Origin of the sequence: Lewinella sp. 4G2 (assembly GCF_001625015.1) — a bacterium.
GTDB lineage: Bacteria > Bacteroidota > Bacteroidia > Chitinophagales > Saprospiraceae > Neolewinella.
In genome coordinates this window covers 412948-433035 of record NZ_LVWJ02000019.1, presented here as the reverse complement: position 1 = coordinate 433035, position 20088 = coordinate 412948, and the positions used below count along the sequence as shown (strand labels likewise).

The following is a 20088-nucleotide window of genomic DNA, read 5'->3' as shown; positions in this document are numbered from 1 at the left end:
GTCTATAGTCTTTAGTCTGCAGTCTATAGTTTGGAGCTTGAACGGATGACTATAGACTACAGACTATAGACTCTGCCACTTCATAGCTCGTTACGATTGGCTTTCAACTTTAACGAATCCTTACCAGCGATGCCTCCCCTTCTCATTCTTCCATATCGTAAATACTGTCGTTTTCGCCGCGTTCAATACCGTCGCGCATGCGGTCCATGGAGTCAACGGCCTGGTCGTAGAAATCGCGGAAGACGGGGAAGAGACCCTTGCCCTTTTCCCAGACGGTTTCCCGTAGCTGAGTAATGGGCCCGTAAGTGATACTGGTATCGCGGAGTTCCTTGGTGATGATTCGGCTACCGTCGCCCAACAGCACGAGGCCGGAAAACACGAAGACAAAGAACAGCCCCGAAATGATACCGCCCAGCAGCTGGTTGACGATGTTGATGTTGACCGTCTGCATAAAGCCCGTCAGGCCCCGCGCCACCAGTTTGAACAGGAGTAGGGTAAGAAAGAAGACGAGGACGACCCCCAACAAAAAGCTGCCGCCCTTGGTCACGGCCGGAAAGCTTTCGAAAAGCATATCTCCGGCAATCGGGCCAAACTTCATGGCGGCCAGTAAACCGATGACGTAACTCGCCAGCGTCAGTACCGTAGAAATGATGCCTTTCGTGTAGCCAACGTAAAATCCGTAAGCGGCAAAAATCAGGCAGATGATGTCAATAGCCATGTTGGTGGATTTGGGAGTGCGAAGGTACGGCGTGTAAGAGGATAACGTTTTGAATTGGGGAAGGATGGGACGTGCGATAGCCAGGTCAAGATGATCCTGCCGAGGGTGTTTTAGTGCTTTAGCTAGGCTGCTACTTCGTGGTGGTACTTTGGGCTGCCGCTGTGATGTGCGGCAGCCCAAAGCACCAAAGTACCAAACCACCAGTTACGCCAAGCGCGCAGCGCGTAGTAATTCCCCCCGCTTTCCCACACCCCGCCCAGTAGAAAAACCGTTTCTTTGCCCCTCATTTCCCCATAAAAAATCCAACATGATCAGAATCCTCGCCAACGACGGCATTGCGCCCAACGGAAAAGCAGCCCTGGAAACCGCCGGTTACGAAGTCGTCACCGACCACATCCCCCAGGAGGAATTGATGACCAAACTGAATGATTTCGACGTCATCTGCGTTCGCAGCGCTACCAAAGTGCGGAAGGATCTGATTGATGCCAGCCCCAACCTCAAAGCCATCTGCCGCGGTGGTGTTGGTATTGATAACATCGACCACGAATACGCCAAATCCAAGGGCATTCCTACCTACAATACGCCAGCTGCTTCGAGCGCGAGTGTAGCGGAGTTAGTTTTCGCCCACTTCTTCTCCCTGAGCCGCGACGTGCAGCGCTCCAACTTCGAGCTGCGCCAGGCGGATAGCAACTTCAAAGGCCTCAAGAAAGCTTACGCGAAGGGCCAGCAACTACGTGGCCGCACTCTCGGCATCCTCGGGTTTGGCCGCATCGGTGTGGAAGCCGCCCGCATCGCCATCGGCCTGGGCATGAACGTCCTCCCCGTCGATCTCGTTAAGGAGAGCGAAGACATCGAACTGGACCTCCTCGGCCAGAAAGTGACCGTCAACGTACCGGTAGTCTCTATGGAAAAGATGTTGGCAGAGTCGGATTACATCACGATCCACGTTCCCGGTGGTAACCTCATTGGTGAAGCGGAGCTGGCCAAAATGAAGGATGGCGTGATTCTCGCCAATACCAGCCGCGGCGGCGTCATCAACGAAGATGCCCTGTTGGCTGCTTTGGAATCAGGAAAAGTCCGCGGTGCCGCCCTCGACGTTTTTGTCGGTGAACCCAACCCCCGCCGGGATTTGCTGGAGCACCCGCAGATCAGCGTTACGCCGCATATTGGGGCGGCGACTGGAGAAGCGCAGTACAACATTGGTACGGAGTTGTTTGAAAAGATTCACGGCCACTTTTCGAAGTGAGTTTAGTTACCTGTTTAGAGAACCCGCTCATTCTGGTTGAATGAGCGGGTTCTTTGTTCTCCGGCTCCCGACCTCCAGGCCGGGCTTTTAGCCTTCTAAGCTTTCTCGCCTAGCACTTCTTTTCAGAAGACCACGCAGTAGCAGCGCAGCTAAAAGAAGCAAAATTCTTGTCCTGTGCAGGTGGCTTAACGCAAAATTTCTTCGGATTAGCTAAACGCTGCAACTCAGAGGAGGTACGACGATCAGCGAAGCTAAACTCGCTCAACGACTTATTTTCAGGCGGCGATTTGCGGTTGCATCAATTTGGGTTTCATTCATAAACTGTATCAGCTCGAACAGTGCAGCGTTCTTAACGCTAATCCGAAGAAATTTTACTACCACCTGCAAGGGACGGATAAACTACGACGGTATCAGGTACCCTGTCCTAAACCAAATACGTTGACACCAATGCATCGAAATGTCAACAAAAAATCGGAAGATCCGTCCCACCAAGCGCTACGGCGAGTGCTTCAAACGAGCCCGCGTCAAAGATTTTGAGGAGGGCACCTTTAGTGTCAAGCAAATGGTCCAGCTTTACGGCGTATCTTATCAAACGATCTACAACTGGATCGCTAAATACAGTAGCATGGCCAAGAAGAATGCCGTTATCGTCGAAGTCCCCAATAGTCAAACTGCTAAGCTTGCAGAACTGCAACGTCAGCTCGCCGAACAGCAAGCCCTCCTCGGTCGGATGGCCATTCAACTTGACCACAAAACGAGAATGCTGGCCATTTACGAAGAGGAGATGCCGGAGTTCAAAAAAAAAGCTGCTTCCACACTGCGCTCAGCCGACTCTTCGAGCAAAAAGAAGAGCCAATGACGAAGCAAACGATCTATTTAGCCTTGGGCGTTAGTCGACAAGCTCACGCTGCTTTTTGGAAGCGCCGAGCTAAGTACGAGGATGCCATGAACGGAGCTGAGTCTCAGTTAAAACTGTTGCGCAGAGAACACCCCGGCCTGGGCCTACAGAAAGCCTGGAGTATGCTACGGCCGCGGCATATCTCGCGCAACGCATTCTGCCGTGAGATGACCCGGCGTGGCTATGCCCTAGTCCGTAAACGCAACTACGTGCGGGTAACCCGATCGGGGTCCTATCGCTATCCTAATTTAATTAAAGAACTGATTATCAATGGGGTTAACCAAGTATGGCAGAGCGATACGACGTACTATCGCATCAACAATAGCTTTTACTACATCACCTTCATCATTGACGTTTATAGCCGTCAGATCGTAGGTGTCCATACGAGCAAACACCTACTGGCAACGGCAAACATCGCTGCCTTGGAAAGCGCTTTTCGCCAGTGTGGTCAGTCAGATCTACAGGGTCTCATCTTCCACAGCGATGGTGGTTCGCAGTATCGTAGTCGTCAGTTCGTCGAACGACTGCGTAGCAGAGGCATCTCAAGTAGTATGTGCGACGTAGCGCTGGACAATGCTTACGCTGAACGCCTCAACGGTGTGATCAAACAAGAGTACCTCGACCACTGGCAACCCAAAGACTTTGACCAGCTAAAGCGCCTGGTAAACAGAGCCGTGAAGCACTATAATACCAAACGGATCCACGGAAGGTTGCCGTTGCGAAGCAGTCCCAAAGCCTTTGTGGCCGGCTGGCGATCGGATCAGCCAGGCTACCGCTATGCGCTCTTGATCAAGGACGGCCAGGGGGTGAATGAAGACCTGTGCCCAACCGTCGTGAAGTATTTACCCACGCCCGGCAAGTATGCCCGTGAGGGGCGTGGGCAAATACTCCCCGCCGGTGTCAAGTACCTAACTGAGGAAAAATTTAAAAACCGTCGTGCGTAATGGCGCGACTTCATTATTAATCTGTCAACGCTATTTGGTTAGGCACACCCCGTCCAAAATCTAAAATCTAACGTCTAAAGTCATCAAAAAAGCCCGGCCACTCAACGAGTAACCGGGCTTTCAAAGCAAATAGGGCGAGAATTAGTTATTCCCCTTCTTCGCTTCCTTCTCCGCTTTTTTAGCGGCTTTCTCGGCGGCCCGCTGGGCTTCCTTCGCTGCTTTTTCAGCTTCCTTGGCGGCTTTCGCGGCTTCGTCGGCGGCGGCTTTGTTGATCTGCTTGCGCTCCTTGTCGCTCATGTTGGACTTGTTGTCGAGCTCCTGGCGGATCTCGCTGCGCATGTCCTGAATGGCGGTGAGGATGGATTTCGTGGACTCGTTCATTTCCTTCCGGAGTTCCTCTTTGTTCTCCTCGCGGGCAGCGGCGTTCAGTTCGCGTTCCTCTTTCTGCAATTCCGTCATTTCACCCATGGCGGCTTTCAGATCGGCGATTTCACGCTCCATTTGGTTGATGCGGGCGGTATCGGTCGCCATTCCGAATTCACCTCCGGGCATCATCATTGGCTGGCCACCCATCATCGGGGGGGCGGGCATCATGTTCATGCCGGCGTTGATGCCTTCGAAGATCTCTTCGATGAGGCCTTCTAGTTCAGCCGGAGTAAGGCTGATGCGGCCGTTGGATGCGGGCGCTGCCGCAGGTGCGGTGTTCTGTTGGATGGTGGCAGCTTCGTCGAGAAGAGCCGCCTGATTAGCTTGGGCTTGGGCGATGGTTTCGTCGTACTCTTCGGAGCGGTCCTCGAGTTCAGCGACGACCTCTTCGGCTTCGTCAAGTTCTTCTTCGAGTTCGGCAACGAGGGCGGTGTCCTGATCGATCTCGGCCTGAGCGAGTTCAGCGCGGAGGTCATCCATCCGCATTTCGTAGTCGGCGCGGAGTTGATTCGTCGCGTCCTTGTTTTCCTGGGCCTGCTTGGCGAGGGCGGCCTGCATGCGGGCCTGGTCGGCGTTCTGCTGGGCGCGGACGCGGGCGTCGGCGGTGCTGCTGAACACGGCGTCGGGGCGTGCGGCTTTCTTACCGAAGGCGAGGTTGATACCTGCCGTCCACTGGTTGGAGGTACGAATTTGGTCGGTCGTGTTGACGTTCTCGATGTCGCTACCCGTTGTGAGGAGGGCGCGGTAGGTGCCCGTCAGACGGAAGTTACGCGTGATGTTGAGGGAGATACCACCACCACCGGAAGCAAAGCCCTGGCTGGGTGCCTGGCCGAACTCACCGTTGCGGTCGAGGTAGTCATCTTGCACGTCGATGTAACCACCACCTACCGTCAGGAAGGGGGAGAGGCCGGTCGTCACGCTACTGAAGCGGAAACGGAAATCGGCACCGTACATGGAGAGGTCGTCAAAATCAAAGTTGACGTCGCCATCCTCCATGGAACGGTAGTAAAAGACGCGGGCTCCGACGAGGGGGCCAAAGTCCAAACCAAGGCTGGCACCACCGAAGTAAGTGTCTTGGTAGGGAAGGGCATCATCCCAGTTCACGTTACCGAGCGTAGGCTCTACGAGGAGACTGACGTTGCGGAAGCCGTTACCAAAGGTCTCGGAGTAAGCCTGGTCAACCGCAGAAAGGGTGCCGGGGCGGCGGCCACCGAGGTAGAACTCCAGGCCGGCACCGAAGGACCAGTTGTAAAGCCGGTCCGCCGTGAAGTTTTTCGGGTCGAGGTTGATCCGGTCACGGTCATCAGCCAGGACGAGGTTCTGGATGGCGTTCTGGTTGTAGGAAGTGTTGCGGGCTTCGAGGTTCAGCGTGAAGCGGTCGAGGAAGCTGAAGGTCACCCCGAGGCCACCCGCGGCGTAGATCGTTTCGCTTTCCAGATCGTCGAAGTCACCACCGTCCAGTGCAAATTCCTGAATGCCGGCACCGACCGTCAGGTAGGGGAGGAGCTTACCGCGGGAAAGGTTCAGTTTTACTTCACCACCGTAACGGGTCAGGTCGATATCCCGGTCACCGAGTTCGTCACCCATGAAGTCGAAATCATCGAAGTCGAAGTTGCTGAAGTTGGTGTTTTGGGAAGCGGAGCGCATGTACAGCGCGCGCAGTTCCACGTTCTGGCCGAAGCCCAATCCCAATCGTCCACCGTACATGATGCCATTATCGAGTGCGGACTGGTCGTCGAAAATATTGTAGTTGATCGTTGGTTGAAGGGTGTAAGACAGACCGTTCACCTGAGCGTTCAACCCGCAACCAGCGCCAAGCGCCAGCAGGAGGAAGAACGATTTTGCGTAGTGCTTGATGTTCATATTCAAAGGTTATTCTTAGCTGAGAGTAGCCTCCGGGGAGACTGGGAGATGTAGTTGTTGGTTTACTGTGGGATGGCCTGAATTTCAACCCGGCGGCCGGCGGCGGGTGTTGTAGCCTGGAAGTCAATACCTCCAGCGACGAGACGGATGCGGTTGGGGGAAATCCCCATATTCACGAGCCCTTGTTTAACGGCTTCCGCGCGGCGGGCGCTTAGTTGCTGGTTGTAGTCCGCATTGCCACTCCGGCTGGCATAGCCGGTAAGCCGGACGTTGTAGCTTCCCTTGTTCTCCATGTCTTCGATCATCGTAGCGATGATGTTCCGGTGGTTGGTGTTCAGGGTAGCGGAGTTGTTGTCGAAGAATACGGTCGGGAAACTGATGGGCTCCTTCGCCGCCAATTGGACGGTTTCGGTGCGGACGACTTCTTCCGTCACGATCCGGTCCTGGGTCTGAACGACCGTGTCACGGATGGTCCGGATCTCCGGCTCGGCGGCTACGGTTTGGACGACGGTATCGACCCGGGCGGGAGCAGTACGATCCACAAATACGGTATCCCGAATCACGACGGGCTCCCGTACCCGGCGGTCCGGCTGAACGTTGGGTTGGACGGCGATGCGCGTATCCCGATCATTGCGGTTATTGCTGCGGATGGCGTTGCGGTTGTCGCGCAGGACGTCTTCCATCCGGTCCTCGGCGCGGCGGCGGCGATTTTCTTCTACCTGCACTTGATTGCGGAGGCGAGCGATCTCGCGGTTCATCTCGCCCATCTCATCGGAGAGGCGGCGAAGGTCCGTGCGCGTGAGGCGATCGGGGTCGTCGTTCGTCAGAATCCGTTCAATGACGGTGTCCCGTTTTGCGGGGGCGGATTTGGCCATCAGGTTGGCGTCCCGAATTTGAAGGAGGAGTTCTTCCTGGCGGTCGAGGCGTTGGCGGAGGGCTTCCATTTCCGCGTCGAGCCTGCCATCATCTGCCACGGTGGGCGGCGGTGGAGGAGCGATGTTGCGGACGATGATCGTCGTATCCTCGTTGAAATTTTCGTCGATGGTGATGATGGTGTCCGTTTCCACACCTCCCCGGGTATCGATCCTTACGTTCATTTCCCTACGTACCGTACCCGGTCCTTGCTGAGCACCTGCGGCAGCGCCCGCTTGTTGTTGCTGATAATAGTTGTACTGCTGCCACAAGGCCATCTGCTGTTGGTACTGAGCGACGCGGCGGGCCCGTAACTCAGCCATTTTGCGGGCCAGGGACTTCAGTTCGTCCGTAGAAAGTTTCACTTCCTCACCGCAGGAAGGGCAGTCCTGTGCGGAAAGGGCCACGGGGCCCAGGAGGAAAAGCGCTGCGAGCAGCGTAGGTATTAGCTTCATGAGTGTAAAAGTAGGCAGGCCAAGGTAGACAATTTGTGATAATACCCTGCATGCAGACCGGTGTTCACTGCCTTGACGATTACTATTTTTTAAAGTAGATCAGCCGAAAATCCGAAGGGTAACAGGTCGGAAGCGGAACGGAGCTCGTAAACCGGCCCGTTTTCTCCCCGTAGGATCAACCGCATTTGATGGCCGAACCGCGCCTCGTGCTCGCTAAGTTGCTGCCGGCAGGAGCCACAGGGAGAGGCCGGGCTATCAACTACCTGCCCGTTGCTTTTGACGGTAATGGCCATGGCTACGACGGGCATCCCCGGCCGCAAATTGGCCGCTGCGGCGAGGGCGGCCGGCTCCGCGCAGAGGCACATGGGGTAGGCGGCGTTCTCGGTATTCCAACCCGTAGCGATGGTGCCGTCCTGCAGGCAGGCCGCGGCGCCCACCCGGAATTTGGAATAAGGCGAGTAGCTGTTAGGGAGCGCGGCGGTCGCTGCTTCCAGTAATTCCTGGTCGGCCACCGGTAGCTCACTAGGGGAGGGGTAGGACTGGTACTCGATGGTGAGTTTTGGCATGGGGTGGTGGTTGGGGGGATTAAGGTAAGGTGGAGAAGACGTTAGAAGTTGGATTTGCTTCGCAGTACTCCGTGCATTAGATCTTAGACGTGCGCGGGGGGGCGGACGCCGGAGGTTCTGCGAGCGTCTGGTAGTGTGTTTGGCCGCACGCTCGCAGGACGATTCTATTTCCGCTGCGCTACAATAGAATCGACGCTACGAGGAGCTATAAGAGTCGAGAGAATTATTCAGCTACCGAAATCTGCAGGTCCTCGTGGCGTCCGACGCAGGAGGTCCCGCGAGCGTCCGGCTTGGTTTAAAGGTGGCGGCCCCCAAAATAATCAACCCCACCAACCAACCGTTAAAGGAGGGCCCACCTCCTTACCTTACACTCCACGTTGACATGAAGCTTTCCGTAAACCGCGGCCCGACGTTTTCCGCACCGACCCCGGCCCGCATGACTGAAAAAGAACTCGTTGCCGCCTGCCGCCGCCAGGACCGGCGCGCGCAAAAAGAACTCTACGACCGCTACTCCCGGGCGATGTACACGGCCTGCTACCGGATCTGCGGCGATTTTGATTCCGCCAACGACGCCCTGCAGGAAGGCTTCCTCAAGGTCTTCCAGAAGCTGGATACGTTCCGCGGCGATTCTACGGTGGGTGCTTGGATGAAGGTCGTCATCGTGCGCACGGCCCTCAACAAATTGCGGAGCCGCAAGATCATGGAGGACCTGCCGCTCAACCACGCGGACGAAGAACTTGACTGGGGCACCTCCGCCCTCGATACCGAGTACCTCGAAAAAGCTATCGCCAAGTTACCCGATGGTTACCGGGCCGTATTCGTCCTAATCGAAGTGGAAGGCTACAAGCACAAGGAGGTCGCCGAAATGCTTAATATCACCACCGGCACCAGCAAGAGCCAACTCTTTTACGCCAAGAAAAAACTGCGCGAATACCTGCGCCATTACGTATGAAGGAGCTGAATAAACGTACCCTGCACGATGGGCTGAACGCCCTTCCCCAGCACGACCCCGCACCCGGTGTATGGCGGGAAATCGATCGGCAGCTGACGCCGTCCCTCGGCGACCGATTGCCCTCCTACCAACCACCCCCGGCGGTCTGGAACGGCCTGGCCGAGGAGCTTTCCCGCGCGGAAGCTGCCCCGCAACCCGCAGCGACCGTTACTAGGCCTCTCCGCAAACTACCGCTCCGCTGGCTTTCCGTTGCCGCCGCATTCCTGCTGACTCTGGGGATCGCTTACACGGTTGCTACCGCGGATGGCGGACCGACCGTCACCTACGCTTTCAATAAGGAAGTCGCTCCGAGCACCCAGCCCGTGCAGGATTGGGACGACGACGAAGAAAGTTTCGCCAGGGTACTCGCCCAACTGGAAGCCATCAACGAGCCTGAGCTCAATACGATGCGTATGGAACTGGAGGAGCTTACGGAAGCCAAAGAGGAGGTCAAAGCCGTCCTCGTCGCTTACGGAGACGACCCCGCAGTCGTGCGCCAACTCGCCGCCATCGAGCGCGACCGGAGTGAGATCTACCGCCGCATCATCGTGCGCATCTAACGGCTCCGCCCTCTTCCTCAGCCCGCTAACCAAACCGCATGCGTACCGTATTCTTCCTGTTTACTTTGCTGCCCTCCCTCTGTGCATTCCTTCCCTTTGGAAGTGCGGGGAGCCTGCACGCCCAGACGGCCAATGCTTACCGGGAAGTGGTGAGCAAAACCATCGAGGATACCTACAAATACACCCCTGGCCGCGAACTCGCCGTGGAAGGTGAAAAGGCGGAGATCTTCGTGGAAACCTGGGATAAGCAGGAGATCGAGGTCAAGATCGTCATGACCGCCCGCCACGCTACCCTCGAAAGCGCCCAGCAGGATCTCGAAAACCTGGCTTACGTCGCCGAAGCCGCCGGCGATAAGATCTTCCTAAAGAATAACCTCAAGGACAAGACCTATAATGCATCCAGTGAACTCACGATTCACTACTACATCACCCTGCCGGAGGAGTGTCCCGTCTACCTCAAAAGCCACTTCGGGGGCGCGACGATCTCCAATCTCCGGAACCAGCTACGGATTAACGGCGAGTATTCGGCCATCAACATCGATAACGTCCACGGTCTGCTCGACATCCGCACCCGTTTTGGCGACATCAGTGGTGAGCGTATCGACGGCAACGTCGTCATCAACTCCCGCCGTTCCGACATCAGTCTACTCGACGTGGGCGGCACCTTCACCATCAACGCGCAGTACGGCGAGCTCAACATCAGCCCCAACGCTGCGATGCGGGACCTGCGCATTACGGCGGATAAGTCGGACGTCCACATCTACGAGCCCCTCAACGTAGAGGGCTTGGCTTACGATTTCAACCTCAACAACGGAAATCTTCGGCTCCCCGAGGGCCTGAAGGTGATGGAGTTGGAGCAAACCACGGAGGTCCGCCGCGTGGCCATCCGTCCGGTCACCGAGCGCCGAGGTACCATCACGGCCAGCGTCACTTTTGGCGATCTTTACCTGGCCAAGCAGACGAAGGAATTGAGTAAATCCCGCTTTTAGGCTAAGACCCGATTACCCTTATAGATCGGGCGTTTAAACACGAATCGACATTGGGCGCTGCCGCAGGTGCGATGAAATGGGAATTGGGACGAGACCCCGCAGCGAAAGACCTGCCCGTAGGTGCTGTATTCCGTTGGTTATTAAGGGTTTACCGTAGCGAAAATTCGCAAATTGGTCACGTCAATTTACGGGACTACCTTCGTCACCCATGACGCCCGCCCAACTAGTACAAGACAAGCTGTTAACCCTCGAACAACTCTCCCAACGCCGTTGCGGATGGCGTTGCTACGACCATAAAACGGTCTTCACCAATGGCGTTTTTGACCTCATCCACCCCGGCCACCTCCAGTACCTAGAGGAAGCGGCGGGCCTGGGCGTCCGCCTCATCGTCGGGGTCAATTCTGACGCCAGCGTAAAGCGCCTCAAGGGTGACGACCGCCCCATCATGCCCCTCGAAGCCCGGATGCGCCTCCTGGCCGGCCTCTTCTTCGTAGATGGCGTCATCGCCTTCGACGAGGACACCCCCCTCGAACTCATCAAAACCCTCCGCCCCGACGTCCTCGTCAAGGGTGGCGACTATACCGTTGATACCATCGTTGGCGCCAAGGAAGTTCAGTCGTGGGGTGGCGAAGTAAAGGTCCTTTCTTTCGTAGATGGGTTGAGCTCTTCGGGGGTGATTGAGCGGGTAGGTAGGACTTTAGATCTTAGAAGTTAGATTTTAGACGGGATACCTGAAGTCTTGGACGGGGACTTTAGATGCTAGATTTTAGAAGATAGATAGCAGCCTCAAAGTAATCCGTCCCTTGACCGTGGTAGTGATTTCAGCGGCAGAAAGCGTGAAGAAATTTGCACTGTGTGAGCAGCCGCCAATTGAATGCAAAAGCTATTGTCTAGTGTAAACGGTAGATTCAATGCTTGGAACCACCGTCGATTGGCGAGTTGGCAAATTTTAGCTTTCTGCCGCTGAAAGCGCGTTAAGCCACGGTCACAGGACAAAGCTTTTGCTGCTTTTAGCTTCGCTGCTACTGTGTGGTGGCTACAAAAGAAGTGTTAGACGAGATAGCACAGCAAAACACTAGAGCCCGGCCTGGAGGCCGGGAGCCAGTAGCATTTCGTGTTAAGCCACCTGCAACAGACAAGACTTTTGCTTCTTTTAGCTGCGCTGCTACTAAGTGGTGATCACAAAAGAAGTGCTAGACGAGATAGCAGACAAATCCACTAGGTTTGGCCTAAAGGCCACACTCCCGGGAGCCGCTAAATCCAGGCCACAAAAAATAGCGAGGCAACCTAAGTGATACGGCAGCCATTATTCCTTCAACAACTAAACAACTCCAGCAAAGCAACATGCACACCATAAAAACCATCACGGACTACCTAGAATCCATCGCCCCCCTAAACCTGCAAGAATCCTACGACAATGCCGGCCTCATCGTAGGTAACCCCACCACCAAAGTAACCGGTATCCTTACTACGCTGGACTGCACCGAAACCATCATCGAAGAAGCCGTGGAAAAAGGCTGTAACCTCGTCGTTGCTCACCACCCCATCGTTTTCCGCGGGCTAAAGAAATTCAACGGGGCCAACTACGTGGAACGGACCATCATCAAGGCTATACAGGAAGGGGTAGCCATCTACGCCATCCATACCAACCTGGATAATGTCCGCAACCGGGGGGTGAACGCCAAGATCGCCGAAGTGCTGGGCCTCACGAATCTGGAAATCCTCAGCCCCAAAAATGAAGAGGGCACCGTAGGCTCGGGCATGGTGGGCGAGCTGCCGGATCCACTCTCGGAGGAAGTTTTTCTCCGCCACCTCAAAGCACAGATGAAAACGGGCACCATCAAGCACACGGAACTAGCCGGCCAACCCGTAGCCAAAGTAGCCATCTGCGGTGGGGCGGGGGGCTTCCTACTCGACCGCGCCAAAGCAGTTGGAGCGGATGTTTTTGTCACCTCCGACTATAAATACCACGAGTTCTTCGACGCGGATGGGGAAATCATCATCTGCGATATTGGCCACTACGAAAGCGAGCAGTTTACAACCCAATTACTGGCGGAGTTGTTAACTGAGAAATTCCCTACCTTTGCGGTTCTTTGCACGGAGCGAAACACCAATCCCGTTCGGTATTTCGTGTAGGGAAATTGCCTCAACAGTCGTCAGTAAAGAACTTATACCTCTCTGACTCCGCTTCCGGCGGGACCGCACCCCCAGCGGTGACTTTCGCACCATCAGACTAACGAACTAACAGACCAACTATGGCAGTAGCAACCGAAAAGACGGTAGAAGAAAAAATGCGCGAGCTGTACCGCCTGCAGCAGATCGACTCCAAGATCGACCAGATCGAGATCCTCAAAGGAGAACTTCCCATGGAAGTGTCTGACCTCGAAGATGAGATCGCCGGCCTCGACACCCGCATCAATCGCCTCGAAGGCCAAGTGAAAGAACTCCAGACGGAGATCAGCCGCCACAGCGCCAACATCGCCGAATCCGAGCAGCTCATCCTCCGCTACGAGGAGCAGATGAATAACGTCAAGAACAACCGCGAGTACGAGGCACTCATGAAGGAGACCGAAATGCAGCGCCTGGAGATCCAACTCTCCGATAAGAAGTCCGGCTCTAGCGGCCGCGAACTTGAGACGAAGCAAGCTGCTCTCGACGCCACGAACGAAAAGAAAACCGCCAAAGTCGCCCTCCTCGAAACAAAGCAGGAAGAACTCAAGGCCATCATCGCCAAGACGGAAAAGGAAGAGAAGAAACTTCGCCGCCAGTCCGACAAGCAACGCAAGCCCATCGAAGCACGCTTCCTGCGGGGTTACGATCGCGTCCGCAACTCCTACCGCAATGGCCTCGCCGTTGTAACCGTAGAGCGGAATGCTTGTGGTGGTTGCTTCAACTCCATCCCACCTCAGCAGCAGTTGGAGATCAGCCAGCGTAAGCGCGTCATGATCTGTGAGCACTGCAACCGTATCCTCGTCGACGACAACATTGAAGAAGATCGCGTGGAGGAAGCTTAAGCTAAGCTGCAACCCATAAGGTTAATCTAAAGAACCCCATCCGGAACTGTTTCGGATGGGGTTCTTTCGTAGTGGCTCAACCCAACGCTTCAACGAGCAGGCTACTCAACATCCCGCTTGGTCATCCCGTTACGGGAAGGCATTCAAAACTATCCTACCATGCCCAACCAGTTATTTTCTCCCATTGCACTCGGTAAGTCTGAACTACGGAACCGTATTGTCATGGCACCCCTGACCCGCAGCCGCGCCGTCGGCAACGTTCCAAACGAAATGATGGCCCTGTACTACGGCCAGCGCGCCGGTGCTGGCCTCATCATTACGGAGGGGACTTCCCCCAGCCCCAACGGGCTCGGCTATCCTCGTATCCCCGGTTGCTTTTCGTCCGAGCAGGTAGCTGGATGGGAACTAGTGACGAAAGCCGTCCACGATAACGGCGGAAAGATTTTTCTTCAGATCATGCACACCGGCCGCGTGACCCACCCGGATAATCTACCCGCCGGCGGTCGCGTCCTCGCACCCAGCGCCGTTGCGATGGAGCAGACCAAAATGTACGTAGACGGTAAGGGTGAACTACCCATCCCTCTCGCTACGCCCATGACGATTGCGGACATCACGGAAGCCGTCCGGGAATACGCCGACTGCGCCCAACTCGCCATCGATGCGGGGTTTGACGGCGTCGAACTGCACGCCGCCAACGGTTACTTGCTGGAGCAATTCCTCCACCCCGGTACCAACCGCCGCGACGACCAGTTCGGCGGCTCCGTAGAAAACCGCCTGCGCTTCGTTCGCAACGTGGCCGAAGCCGTTGTCGCCCGCATCGGTGGCGATCGAGTAGGAATGCGTGTCAGTCCCTACGGCGTTTTCGGCGAAATGGGCGAGTTCGATTCCGTGGAGGAAACCCACGTCCGCCTGGCCAAACTGATGAAGGAGACTGGATTGGTGTACATGCACGTAGTGGACCACTCTGGTCTGGGTGCCCCCGCCGTGCCGTCTTCCATCAAAACCAAGATCAAGGAAGCTTTTGGTGGCCCCGTTATCCTGTGCGGTAACTACGATGCTACCGAAGCCGGGGACGATATCGAAGCCGGCAAAGCGGACCTGGTTGCCTTCGGCCGCCCCTTCATCTCCAACCCGGATTTGGTCGACCGCTTTTTCGGTGCCCACAAGCTCCAACTTCCCGAACAGGAAACCTTTTACACTCCTGGCCCAGAAGGGTACATCGATTACCCTACCATGGCAGAAGAGACCCCTGCGTAGTAATTTCCACTTAGACCATTCTCAAAAACAGAAAACCCGACTACACGTAAGCGTAGTCGGGTTTTTGTTTTTGTAGTCTTAAACTTAGTCCACCAAGTGGCGGCCAACGTCCTCGGCGGTAGCACCAGTCTTGGGGTTGGGGCCGTATTCGTTACTGCCGGGTTCGCTATCCTGGATGTACCAGTAGAGCAGTACGAAGATACCGATACCCGTGAAGGCTATCAATAGCCACCAACCACTGCGGCCAACGTCGTGCAGACGGCGGACGGCTACGGCAAGGCCAGGAATGAAGAGCGCCAGGCTGATCAGGTTACCGAGGTAGGAAATGGAGTCTGATATAACGGTGGCAAGTATACCGATGACAAAGCTGATGATCACGTTGACCAACGTGAAGTACCAGTACTCACTCCGCCGCGAGCGGCCCGTAAACTGAGCGTACTTACTCAGTGCTAACTTAAAATATTCGATCATAGTAGTTGTGTGTTTCTAGTTTGATGATGAAGGGGGTGGTGAACGGGAGTAAGATACAATTACTGGGGATGTTTACAAAAGTACCTACTTCAGCAGATGGTATTTGTACTCCACCATTTCCAGAATGGGGACGCCCTTCTTATCCTCCTGCTCCAGGTAAATATCAATGGTAACCGTCTCATCTTCCTCTTTCTCCGTGCTGTCGAAAAGGACGTGCAGCGTGCCACCTTCACCCGGTGCGTAGGTCTTCGCGTTGTCGTGCGTCACCGTTGTGCAGTCGCAGGCGGAGATGAGCATCACCTTGGCGGGGGCAGTACCTCGGTTAACGAAACTGACCTCAAACTCCGCCGAATCACCGTGCTTGATGTCGCCCAGATCCACCTCGCGCCGGTCGAACTTCAGAATGGGTAATCCACTGATGTCTTCCTGGCCAAAGAGGGTACTAAATCGGTTGATCTTCGGCGGGTCCATCCGTTGCAATGCGGCGCTCGTGCCGGTCGGTTGAACCGTCGGCGTTACCCGGCGGGGCTGACGCGTGGGCTTTGCTTCCGTTGGTAATGACTGGCGATCCGCACCCTCCAGACGGCGCTCAATGACGTCGCGGCGGATAATGATGTTGTCCGGGCCTTCCAGCACCTTGAACTCCGTCCGGCGATTCAGCCGGTGGGCCAGCTCTTTCTGTTCTTCGGTGGCCAGGCTAGCAATGAGGGCATCGGTGATGACGTCCCCTTCCGCGAGGAATCCAGTCCGCTCCGCTAGGCGGGCGCTTACGACCTGGGGTTGGGTCTCTCCGTAACCTTTGGTCTTGATCCGCGGGCCGGCAATGTTGCCCTGAATGATGAGCCACTTCCGCGCACTGGCGCTCCGCCGCTTACTGAGGTCCTGGTTATAATCGTCCGGGCCGCGCGTATCGGTGTGGGAGCTCAGTTCGATGATCATGTCCGGGTACTGTTCCATGATCTGCACCAATTGCCGCAGGTCACCCTCCGCTTCGGGTAGGATGTCGGATTTGTCAAGGTCGTACAGGATATTTTCCAGCACAACGGCCTCTTCGATCTGAATGGTATCGAATACGGGGGTGCCGCTACCGTCACCATTGCCATCACCATCACCGCTGCCGTCGCCTTCTTCACCCGGGAGGGGTTGAGAGGGGTCGCGCTTCAGGAAGAAGATGTGCTGGATCTCTTTGGATTCCGTCAGCCCCAGCGTGTTGATCTCCACGGTTTCGGGGAAGTAGCCCTGAGAGGTCGCCGTTACGGAGTACTCGGTCTCCAACTCCAAACCGAAGTCGTAGCGGTTTCCGTCGTCGCGGGTCTTTTGCTGGCCGAGGCCATCGTCGCTGCCGTTCCGGGTGGGTTGGAGTTTCACCTGGCCTACCGTCAGTGGCTCTTTGGCTTCGTTGAAAACGCCGACCACCAGGTCCGCAAAGATCTCCGCTACCTGGAAGCCATAGATATCGTCACAGCAAGTCTTGCTCTTCACTGACCGGCCGCCTTCGCGGTTGGAGGTCATGAAACCAATGAGGCCATCGCCGTATACACTTAAAGATTTATCATCTACGGTACTGTTGAAGCCCGTGCCCATGTTCTCGGGCTTTGTCCAGCTATTACCGGTCCAGGCGCTGAAGAAAAGGTCCTTACCACCCATCGTGGGCCGGCCGTCGGTGGACCAATACAGCGTACCGTCGAAGTAAAACGGCGTGATGTCGTCACCGATCGTATTGATTTCTTCCCCCAGATTGATGGGGTTGCCGAAACGGCCTTCGCCTTCGTAGGTAGCGTAGTAAATATCCAGGCCACCGAAGCCGCCGTCCATATCGGAGACGAAGAAGATGACTTCCTTACCAAACAGCTCACCGGCGGCGGGTTGCAGGGCGAGGTGTTTATTGCTGTTGATGCCCCCGACAGGGTTGCCGCTCTTCCAGCCATCGTCCTCCACGTCGCTGACGTAGATCTTGGCCTCGGCGATGCGATTACTCTCCATCCGCAGGCGGTTGAAGTACATCCGGCGGCCGTCGATGCTCAGGGCGGGGTTGGCGGTTTGCACGCCGGGGCGGTTCACTTCCTTGCCGAGGGCTTCGGGTTTGCCCCATTCCCCCTTTTCGCTTTTAGTGGAGCGGAAGATGCGGCTGTAGCTGTCTTCTTCGCCGTCCTGCACCACTTCGCTGCTGCTTTTCCAGGTGGAGTAGTACAGCGTATTGCCATCGGCCGTCAGCACGGGGGAGTACTCGCTGAAGGCGCCGTTCACGCTTTTGCCCAGGATTTCCAGGGCTACTTCACTCGTCTCCTGCGGGGCGTCGCGGTAGAGGCGGATGCCTTCGAGTTCGAGGTTGGCGAATTCAGCCATTCGCTCGTCGGTGTTGTGCATCAGGAAGGTTTCGAAGTAGGTCCGCGCGTCGTCGTACTGCCCGTCCATTTTCAATGCCTGTCCGTAGTAGAAACGGTGTTCGTTGTAGGTCGTGTCGCTGGCTTCCATGCGCCTAAACACCTGTTTGTAGCCGCGCGTGGCCGAAGCGATGTCGCGCAGTTTCAGATTGATGAGCGCCTTGATGGGGATGATGGCGTCGTCGTCCGTTTCGTCGTAGAGTTTGTCGTAGTTCTCCAGGGCAACGTACCAGTTCTGGTTGGCGTAGGCGGAGTCTGCCGCCAGTTGCAGTTGTTCCACGTTGGAGGTGCCGGCCAGGGGCTGGGCGGCCAGTTCGGCGGCGCAGATTCCGGAAAGCAACAGCAGGGCGGAAAAGAAATATCTCATATTCGTAAGTAGATAACCGAGTAGCAACGGGAAATGTATAACGCAGCGGGCGCTGCCGCAGGTGCCAGGCAAGTAGGTAAAATCCCCCGCCGGCCGACATTGGGGCCAAGCTTAAAGCTGAGGGACTACGCACTCAGGCGAAAGATGAGCCTAAATATCCGGGCAAAGGATGGTCGGGACGACCTCCGGTTTCTTGTAGATGTTGAAGATGTACTGGGCCGAGATCTCAAAAGCTCCCTGGTAGTTGGTCACTTGCCGGGAGTTGGAGTTTACCGTCAGGTCGTAGCTGATGGCCGTCTTGATCTGTTCAAAGTCTAACCCGAACAGTAATTGAGCCGCATCGCCCGTCCGGTAACCCACGCCGAGGCGAAGGTCCAGGTCCTTACGCAAATTCCGCTGCCCCCAAACCTGGGCACTCACGAAACTGGACCGGCTGGATTGCAGGAAGACGGCCGTCGGCTGGAGGCGCCACTTCTCGCTCATCTCCAGGTCCAAGCGCGCGTGGGCGTGGATGGCCGGTTTGCGTTCCCTTAGCTCCCGCGGTCCATTGCCGGGGTTAATCGGGTTCATCCCCATCGAATCAGGCGGGTTGGTGACGCCTTCCCGCATGAAAATGGGCCGCCGCTCGGGGCTGGTCAGGTGGAGCATGGTGACGCCACCTTCAAAGACGTTTTCCTTCTTCTTATCGAGGAGGAGCTTCAGCTTGAGGCCAACGTTGAGATCATTAACGCTGCGGTTGTTGTTGCCCTGGCCGCTGCCGCCGCTGCCCATATTGTTACCAGTCGGCTGGAACTCGTTGAAACCCTCCGTTTGGAAGCCGGGTGCACTGGCGATGTTACCCTCCTGATCGAGGACGCCCGCAAATTCCCCGCCGTAGGAAATGGAACCGTACTGGGCGCCGAGCGTCAGGATGTTGGTCCGCTTCTTATCCAGACTCAAATGATAGGCCGCACTGAAACCAAAGAAGTTCTCGGTGATGTCCGCGTTGACGGGGCTCTCATCCGTATCATTCATCCCGTTAAAGGGTTGCTTACTGTTCACCAGGCTTAGTCCTACACCAATCCAGTCCTGCTTACGCAGCGCGAATGGTAATGGCGCATCCAAATAGGCCGTCGGTGACTGAATTCCGTTGATGCTGTACCATTGCCCGCGGTAGATCCCACCCACTCGCACGGAACCTGCGAAAGCGCCCGTATTAGCGGCGTTCAGCCAGAGTGGCGCCATGTCGTGGAGGGTGTAAAGATTGTCCTGCGCGCGCAGGCCGGTGGCGAAAACCAGGGCAAAACAGAAGGGCAATAAGCGGTGTAAACGCATAAAGGAGCGGGTTAAGGGATCATGGCCACCCACCAGAAAACCGGCGCGGCGAACGGCAAGATACTACTTAACTATGAGTATAAAGGACGCGCCCGGGCCTCGGTGGGCCACCCTAAGCAGCGCAAAAACGACCCGCTACTTCTTCCGCGGCTTTTTGAAAACGGGGACGGTCGAACACGGCTCCCCGAACATCAACGATTTCACGTGGGGTTGCAGGTGTTTGGTGACGTCCAGGTAGGCCGAAGCCGGCACCGCCCGGTCGCCACACCCCTTAATAACGACCCGCTTATCGGCAAAGTCGGCGACATTTAATTGCTGGATTACCCCCCGGAAATGCTGCCGTAAGTACGCCTCTTCGGTGCCCTGGTAAATATCCGCCGCAAAGGGCGCCGCAGCAGCCGCCACCAGCATGTAGGCCCAGTTGGGGATGATGGCATCCGCCGAACAAAAGACCAACAAGGTCTTCCCGGCGTACTGGCTGAAGTCGTGCTCCTTCACCGCCGCCCGAAAATCCTTCTCCTTCAGGATGAGCCCCATAAAGAGATAGTCCTTGAGGTCAAACGTGGCAAAGCCGGCGGTGGGCCAGTATTCCTCCAGCTTGAGGGTGATGAGACCGGAGGCGGCGACGCGGTTGGTGAGGGTTTCGGCCATGGGGTGGGGCGTTTTGGAGGAAACGGTATGGTTGGCCTGTGGGTTGAGTTGTTGGTCGGGTA

Annotated in this window: 18 protein-coding genes; 10 read left to right on the top strand and 8 right to left on the bottom strand. The window is 56.2% G+C overall.

Annotated features, from left to right (window positions below):
• Window positions 1–142 precede the first annotated feature (142 nt).
• Complete coding sequence (locus A3850_RS18800; RefSeq protein ID WP_068220886.1) at window positions 143–718, bottom strand: CvpA family protein; 576 nt, start codon at window positions 716–718, stop codon at window positions 143–145.
• A gap of 307 nt (window positions 719–1025) precedes the next feature.
• Between A3850_RS18800 and A3850_RS18795 the strand changes: the two genes are divergently transcribed.
• The 3 genes from A3850_RS18795 (at window position 1026) to A3850_RS18785 (ending at window position 3806) form a co-directional block, all read left to right on the top strand.
• The gene (locus A3850_RS18795) at window positions 1026–1964 is read left to right on the top strand and encodes a D-2-hydroxyacid dehydrogenase (protein ID WP_197494116.1); all 939 of its coding nucleotides are present in this window, start codon (window positions 1026–1028) and stop codon (window positions 1962–1964) included.
• A 457-nt stretch (window positions 1965–2421) separates the two neighbouring features.
• Window positions 2422–2823 (top strand): transposase, encoded by a 402-nt coding sequence (locus A3850_RS18790; protein ID WP_068214175.1) that lies wholly within the window; start codon window positions 2422–2424, stop codon window positions 2821–2823.
• On the top strand, window positions 2820–3806 hold the full coding sequence (locus A3850_RS18785; RefSeq protein WP_068214173.1) for an IS3 family transposase: 987 nt from the start codon (window positions 2820–2822) through the stop codon (window positions 3804–3806). Before A3850_RS18790 ends, A3850_RS18785 begins: the two co-directional genes overlap by 4 nt.
• Window positions 3807–3947: 141 nt before the next feature.
• On the opposite strand, the gene A3850_RS18780 is transcribed toward A3850_RS18785, so the two are convergent.
• The 3 genes from A3850_RS18780 to A3850_RS18770 all read right to left on the bottom strand — a co-directional run bounded on the left by A3850_RS18780 (window position 3948) and on the right by A3850_RS18770 (window position 8028).
• A complete protein-coding gene (locus tag A3850_RS18780; protein ID WP_068220884.1) occupies window positions 3948–6095 on the bottom strand; it encodes an outer membrane beta-barrel protein in 2148 nt (715 codons plus the stop codon).
• A gap of 62 nt (window positions 6096–6157) precedes the next feature.
• The gene (locus A3850_RS18775) at window positions 6158–7462 is read right to left on the bottom strand and encodes an OmpA family protein (protein ID WP_068220881.1); all 1305 of its coding nucleotides are present in this window, start codon (window positions 7460–7462) and stop codon (window positions 6158–6160) included.
• An 89-nt stretch (window positions 7463–7551) separates the two neighbouring features.
• Entirely contained in the window at window positions 7552–8028 is a 477-nt protein-coding gene (locus A3850_RS18770) for a cytidine deaminase (RefSeq protein WP_068220878.1), read from the bottom strand.
• Between the two features lie 382 nt (window positions 8029–8410).
• Between A3850_RS18770 and A3850_RS18765 the strand changes: the two genes are divergently transcribed.
• The 7 genes from A3850_RS18765 (at window position 8411) to A3850_RS18735 (ending at window position 14839) form a co-directional block, all read left to right on the top strand.
• Window positions 8411–8980, top strand: a complete 570-nt coding sequence (locus tag A3850_RS18765; RefSeq protein ID WP_082921963.1) for an RNA polymerase sigma factor — start codon at window positions 8411–8413, stop codon at window positions 8978–8980.
• Entirely contained in the window at window positions 8977–9579 is a 603-nt protein-coding gene (locus A3850_RS18760; protein WP_068220874.1) for a hypothetical protein, read from the top strand. Before A3850_RS18765 ends, A3850_RS18760 begins: the two co-directional genes overlap by 4 nt.
• 38 nt (window positions 9580–9617) lie before the next feature.
• Entirely contained in the window at window positions 9618–10568 is a 951-nt protein-coding gene (locus tag A3850_RS18755; RefSeq protein ID WP_068220871.1) for a DUF4097 family beta strand repeat-containing protein, read from the top strand.
• Between the two features lie 208 nt (window positions 10569–10776).
• Window positions 10777–11283 (top strand): D-glycero-beta-D-manno-heptose 1-phosphate adenylyltransferase, encoded by a 507-nt coding sequence (gene rfaE2 / locus A3850_RS18750; protein WP_068220869.1) that lies wholly within the window; start codon window positions 10777–10779, stop codon window positions 11281–11283.
• Window positions 11284–11912: 629 nt separating this feature from the next.
• Complete coding sequence (locus tag A3850_RS18745) at window positions 11913–12704, top strand: Nif3-like dinuclear metal center hexameric protein (RefSeq protein WP_068220866.1); 792 nt, start codon at window positions 11913–11915, stop codon at window positions 12702–12704.
• Between the two features lie 119 nt (window positions 12705–12823).
• The gene (locus A3850_RS18740; RefSeq protein WP_068220863.1) at window positions 12824–13582 is read left to right on the top strand and encodes a zinc ribbon domain-containing protein; all 759 of its coding nucleotides are present in this window, start codon (window positions 12824–12826) and stop codon (window positions 13580–13582) included.
• A gap of 159 nt (window positions 13583–13741) precedes the next feature.
• Window positions 13742–14839: an alkene reductase gene (locus tag A3850_RS18735; protein WP_068220860.1), complete on the top strand. Its 1098-nt coding sequence runs from the start codon at window positions 13742–13744 to the stop codon at window positions 14837–14839.
• 84 nt (window positions 14840–14923) lie between these two features.
• Here the strand turns inward: A3850_RS18735 and A3850_RS18730 are convergent, their stop codons facing one another.
• From A3850_RS18730 to A3850_RS18715, 4 genes are all read right to left on the bottom strand, one after another.
• Window positions 14924–15307 (bottom strand): DUF805 domain-containing protein, encoded by a 384-nt coding sequence (locus tag A3850_RS18730; protein WP_068221175.1) that lies wholly within the window; start codon window positions 15305–15307, stop codon window positions 14924–14926.
• Window positions 15308–15394: 87 nt separating this feature from the next.
• A complete protein-coding gene (locus A3850_RS18725; protein WP_068220857.1) occupies window positions 15395–18061 on the bottom strand; it encodes an OmpA family protein in 2667 nt (888 codons plus the stop codon).
• A gap of 150 nt (window positions 18062–18211) precedes the next feature.
• Window positions 18212–19375: a type IX secretion system membrane protein PorP/SprF gene (locus tag A3850_RS18720; protein WP_157501451.1), complete on the bottom strand. Its 1164-nt coding sequence runs from the start codon at window positions 19373–19375 to the stop codon at window positions 18212–18214.
• A gap of 135 nt (window positions 19376–19510) precedes the next feature.
• Entirely contained in the window at window positions 19511–20026 is a 516-nt protein-coding gene (locus A3850_RS18715; RefSeq protein ID WP_068220852.1) for a DUF2480 family protein, read from the bottom strand.
• Window positions 20027–20088: the final 62 nt, after the last annotated feature.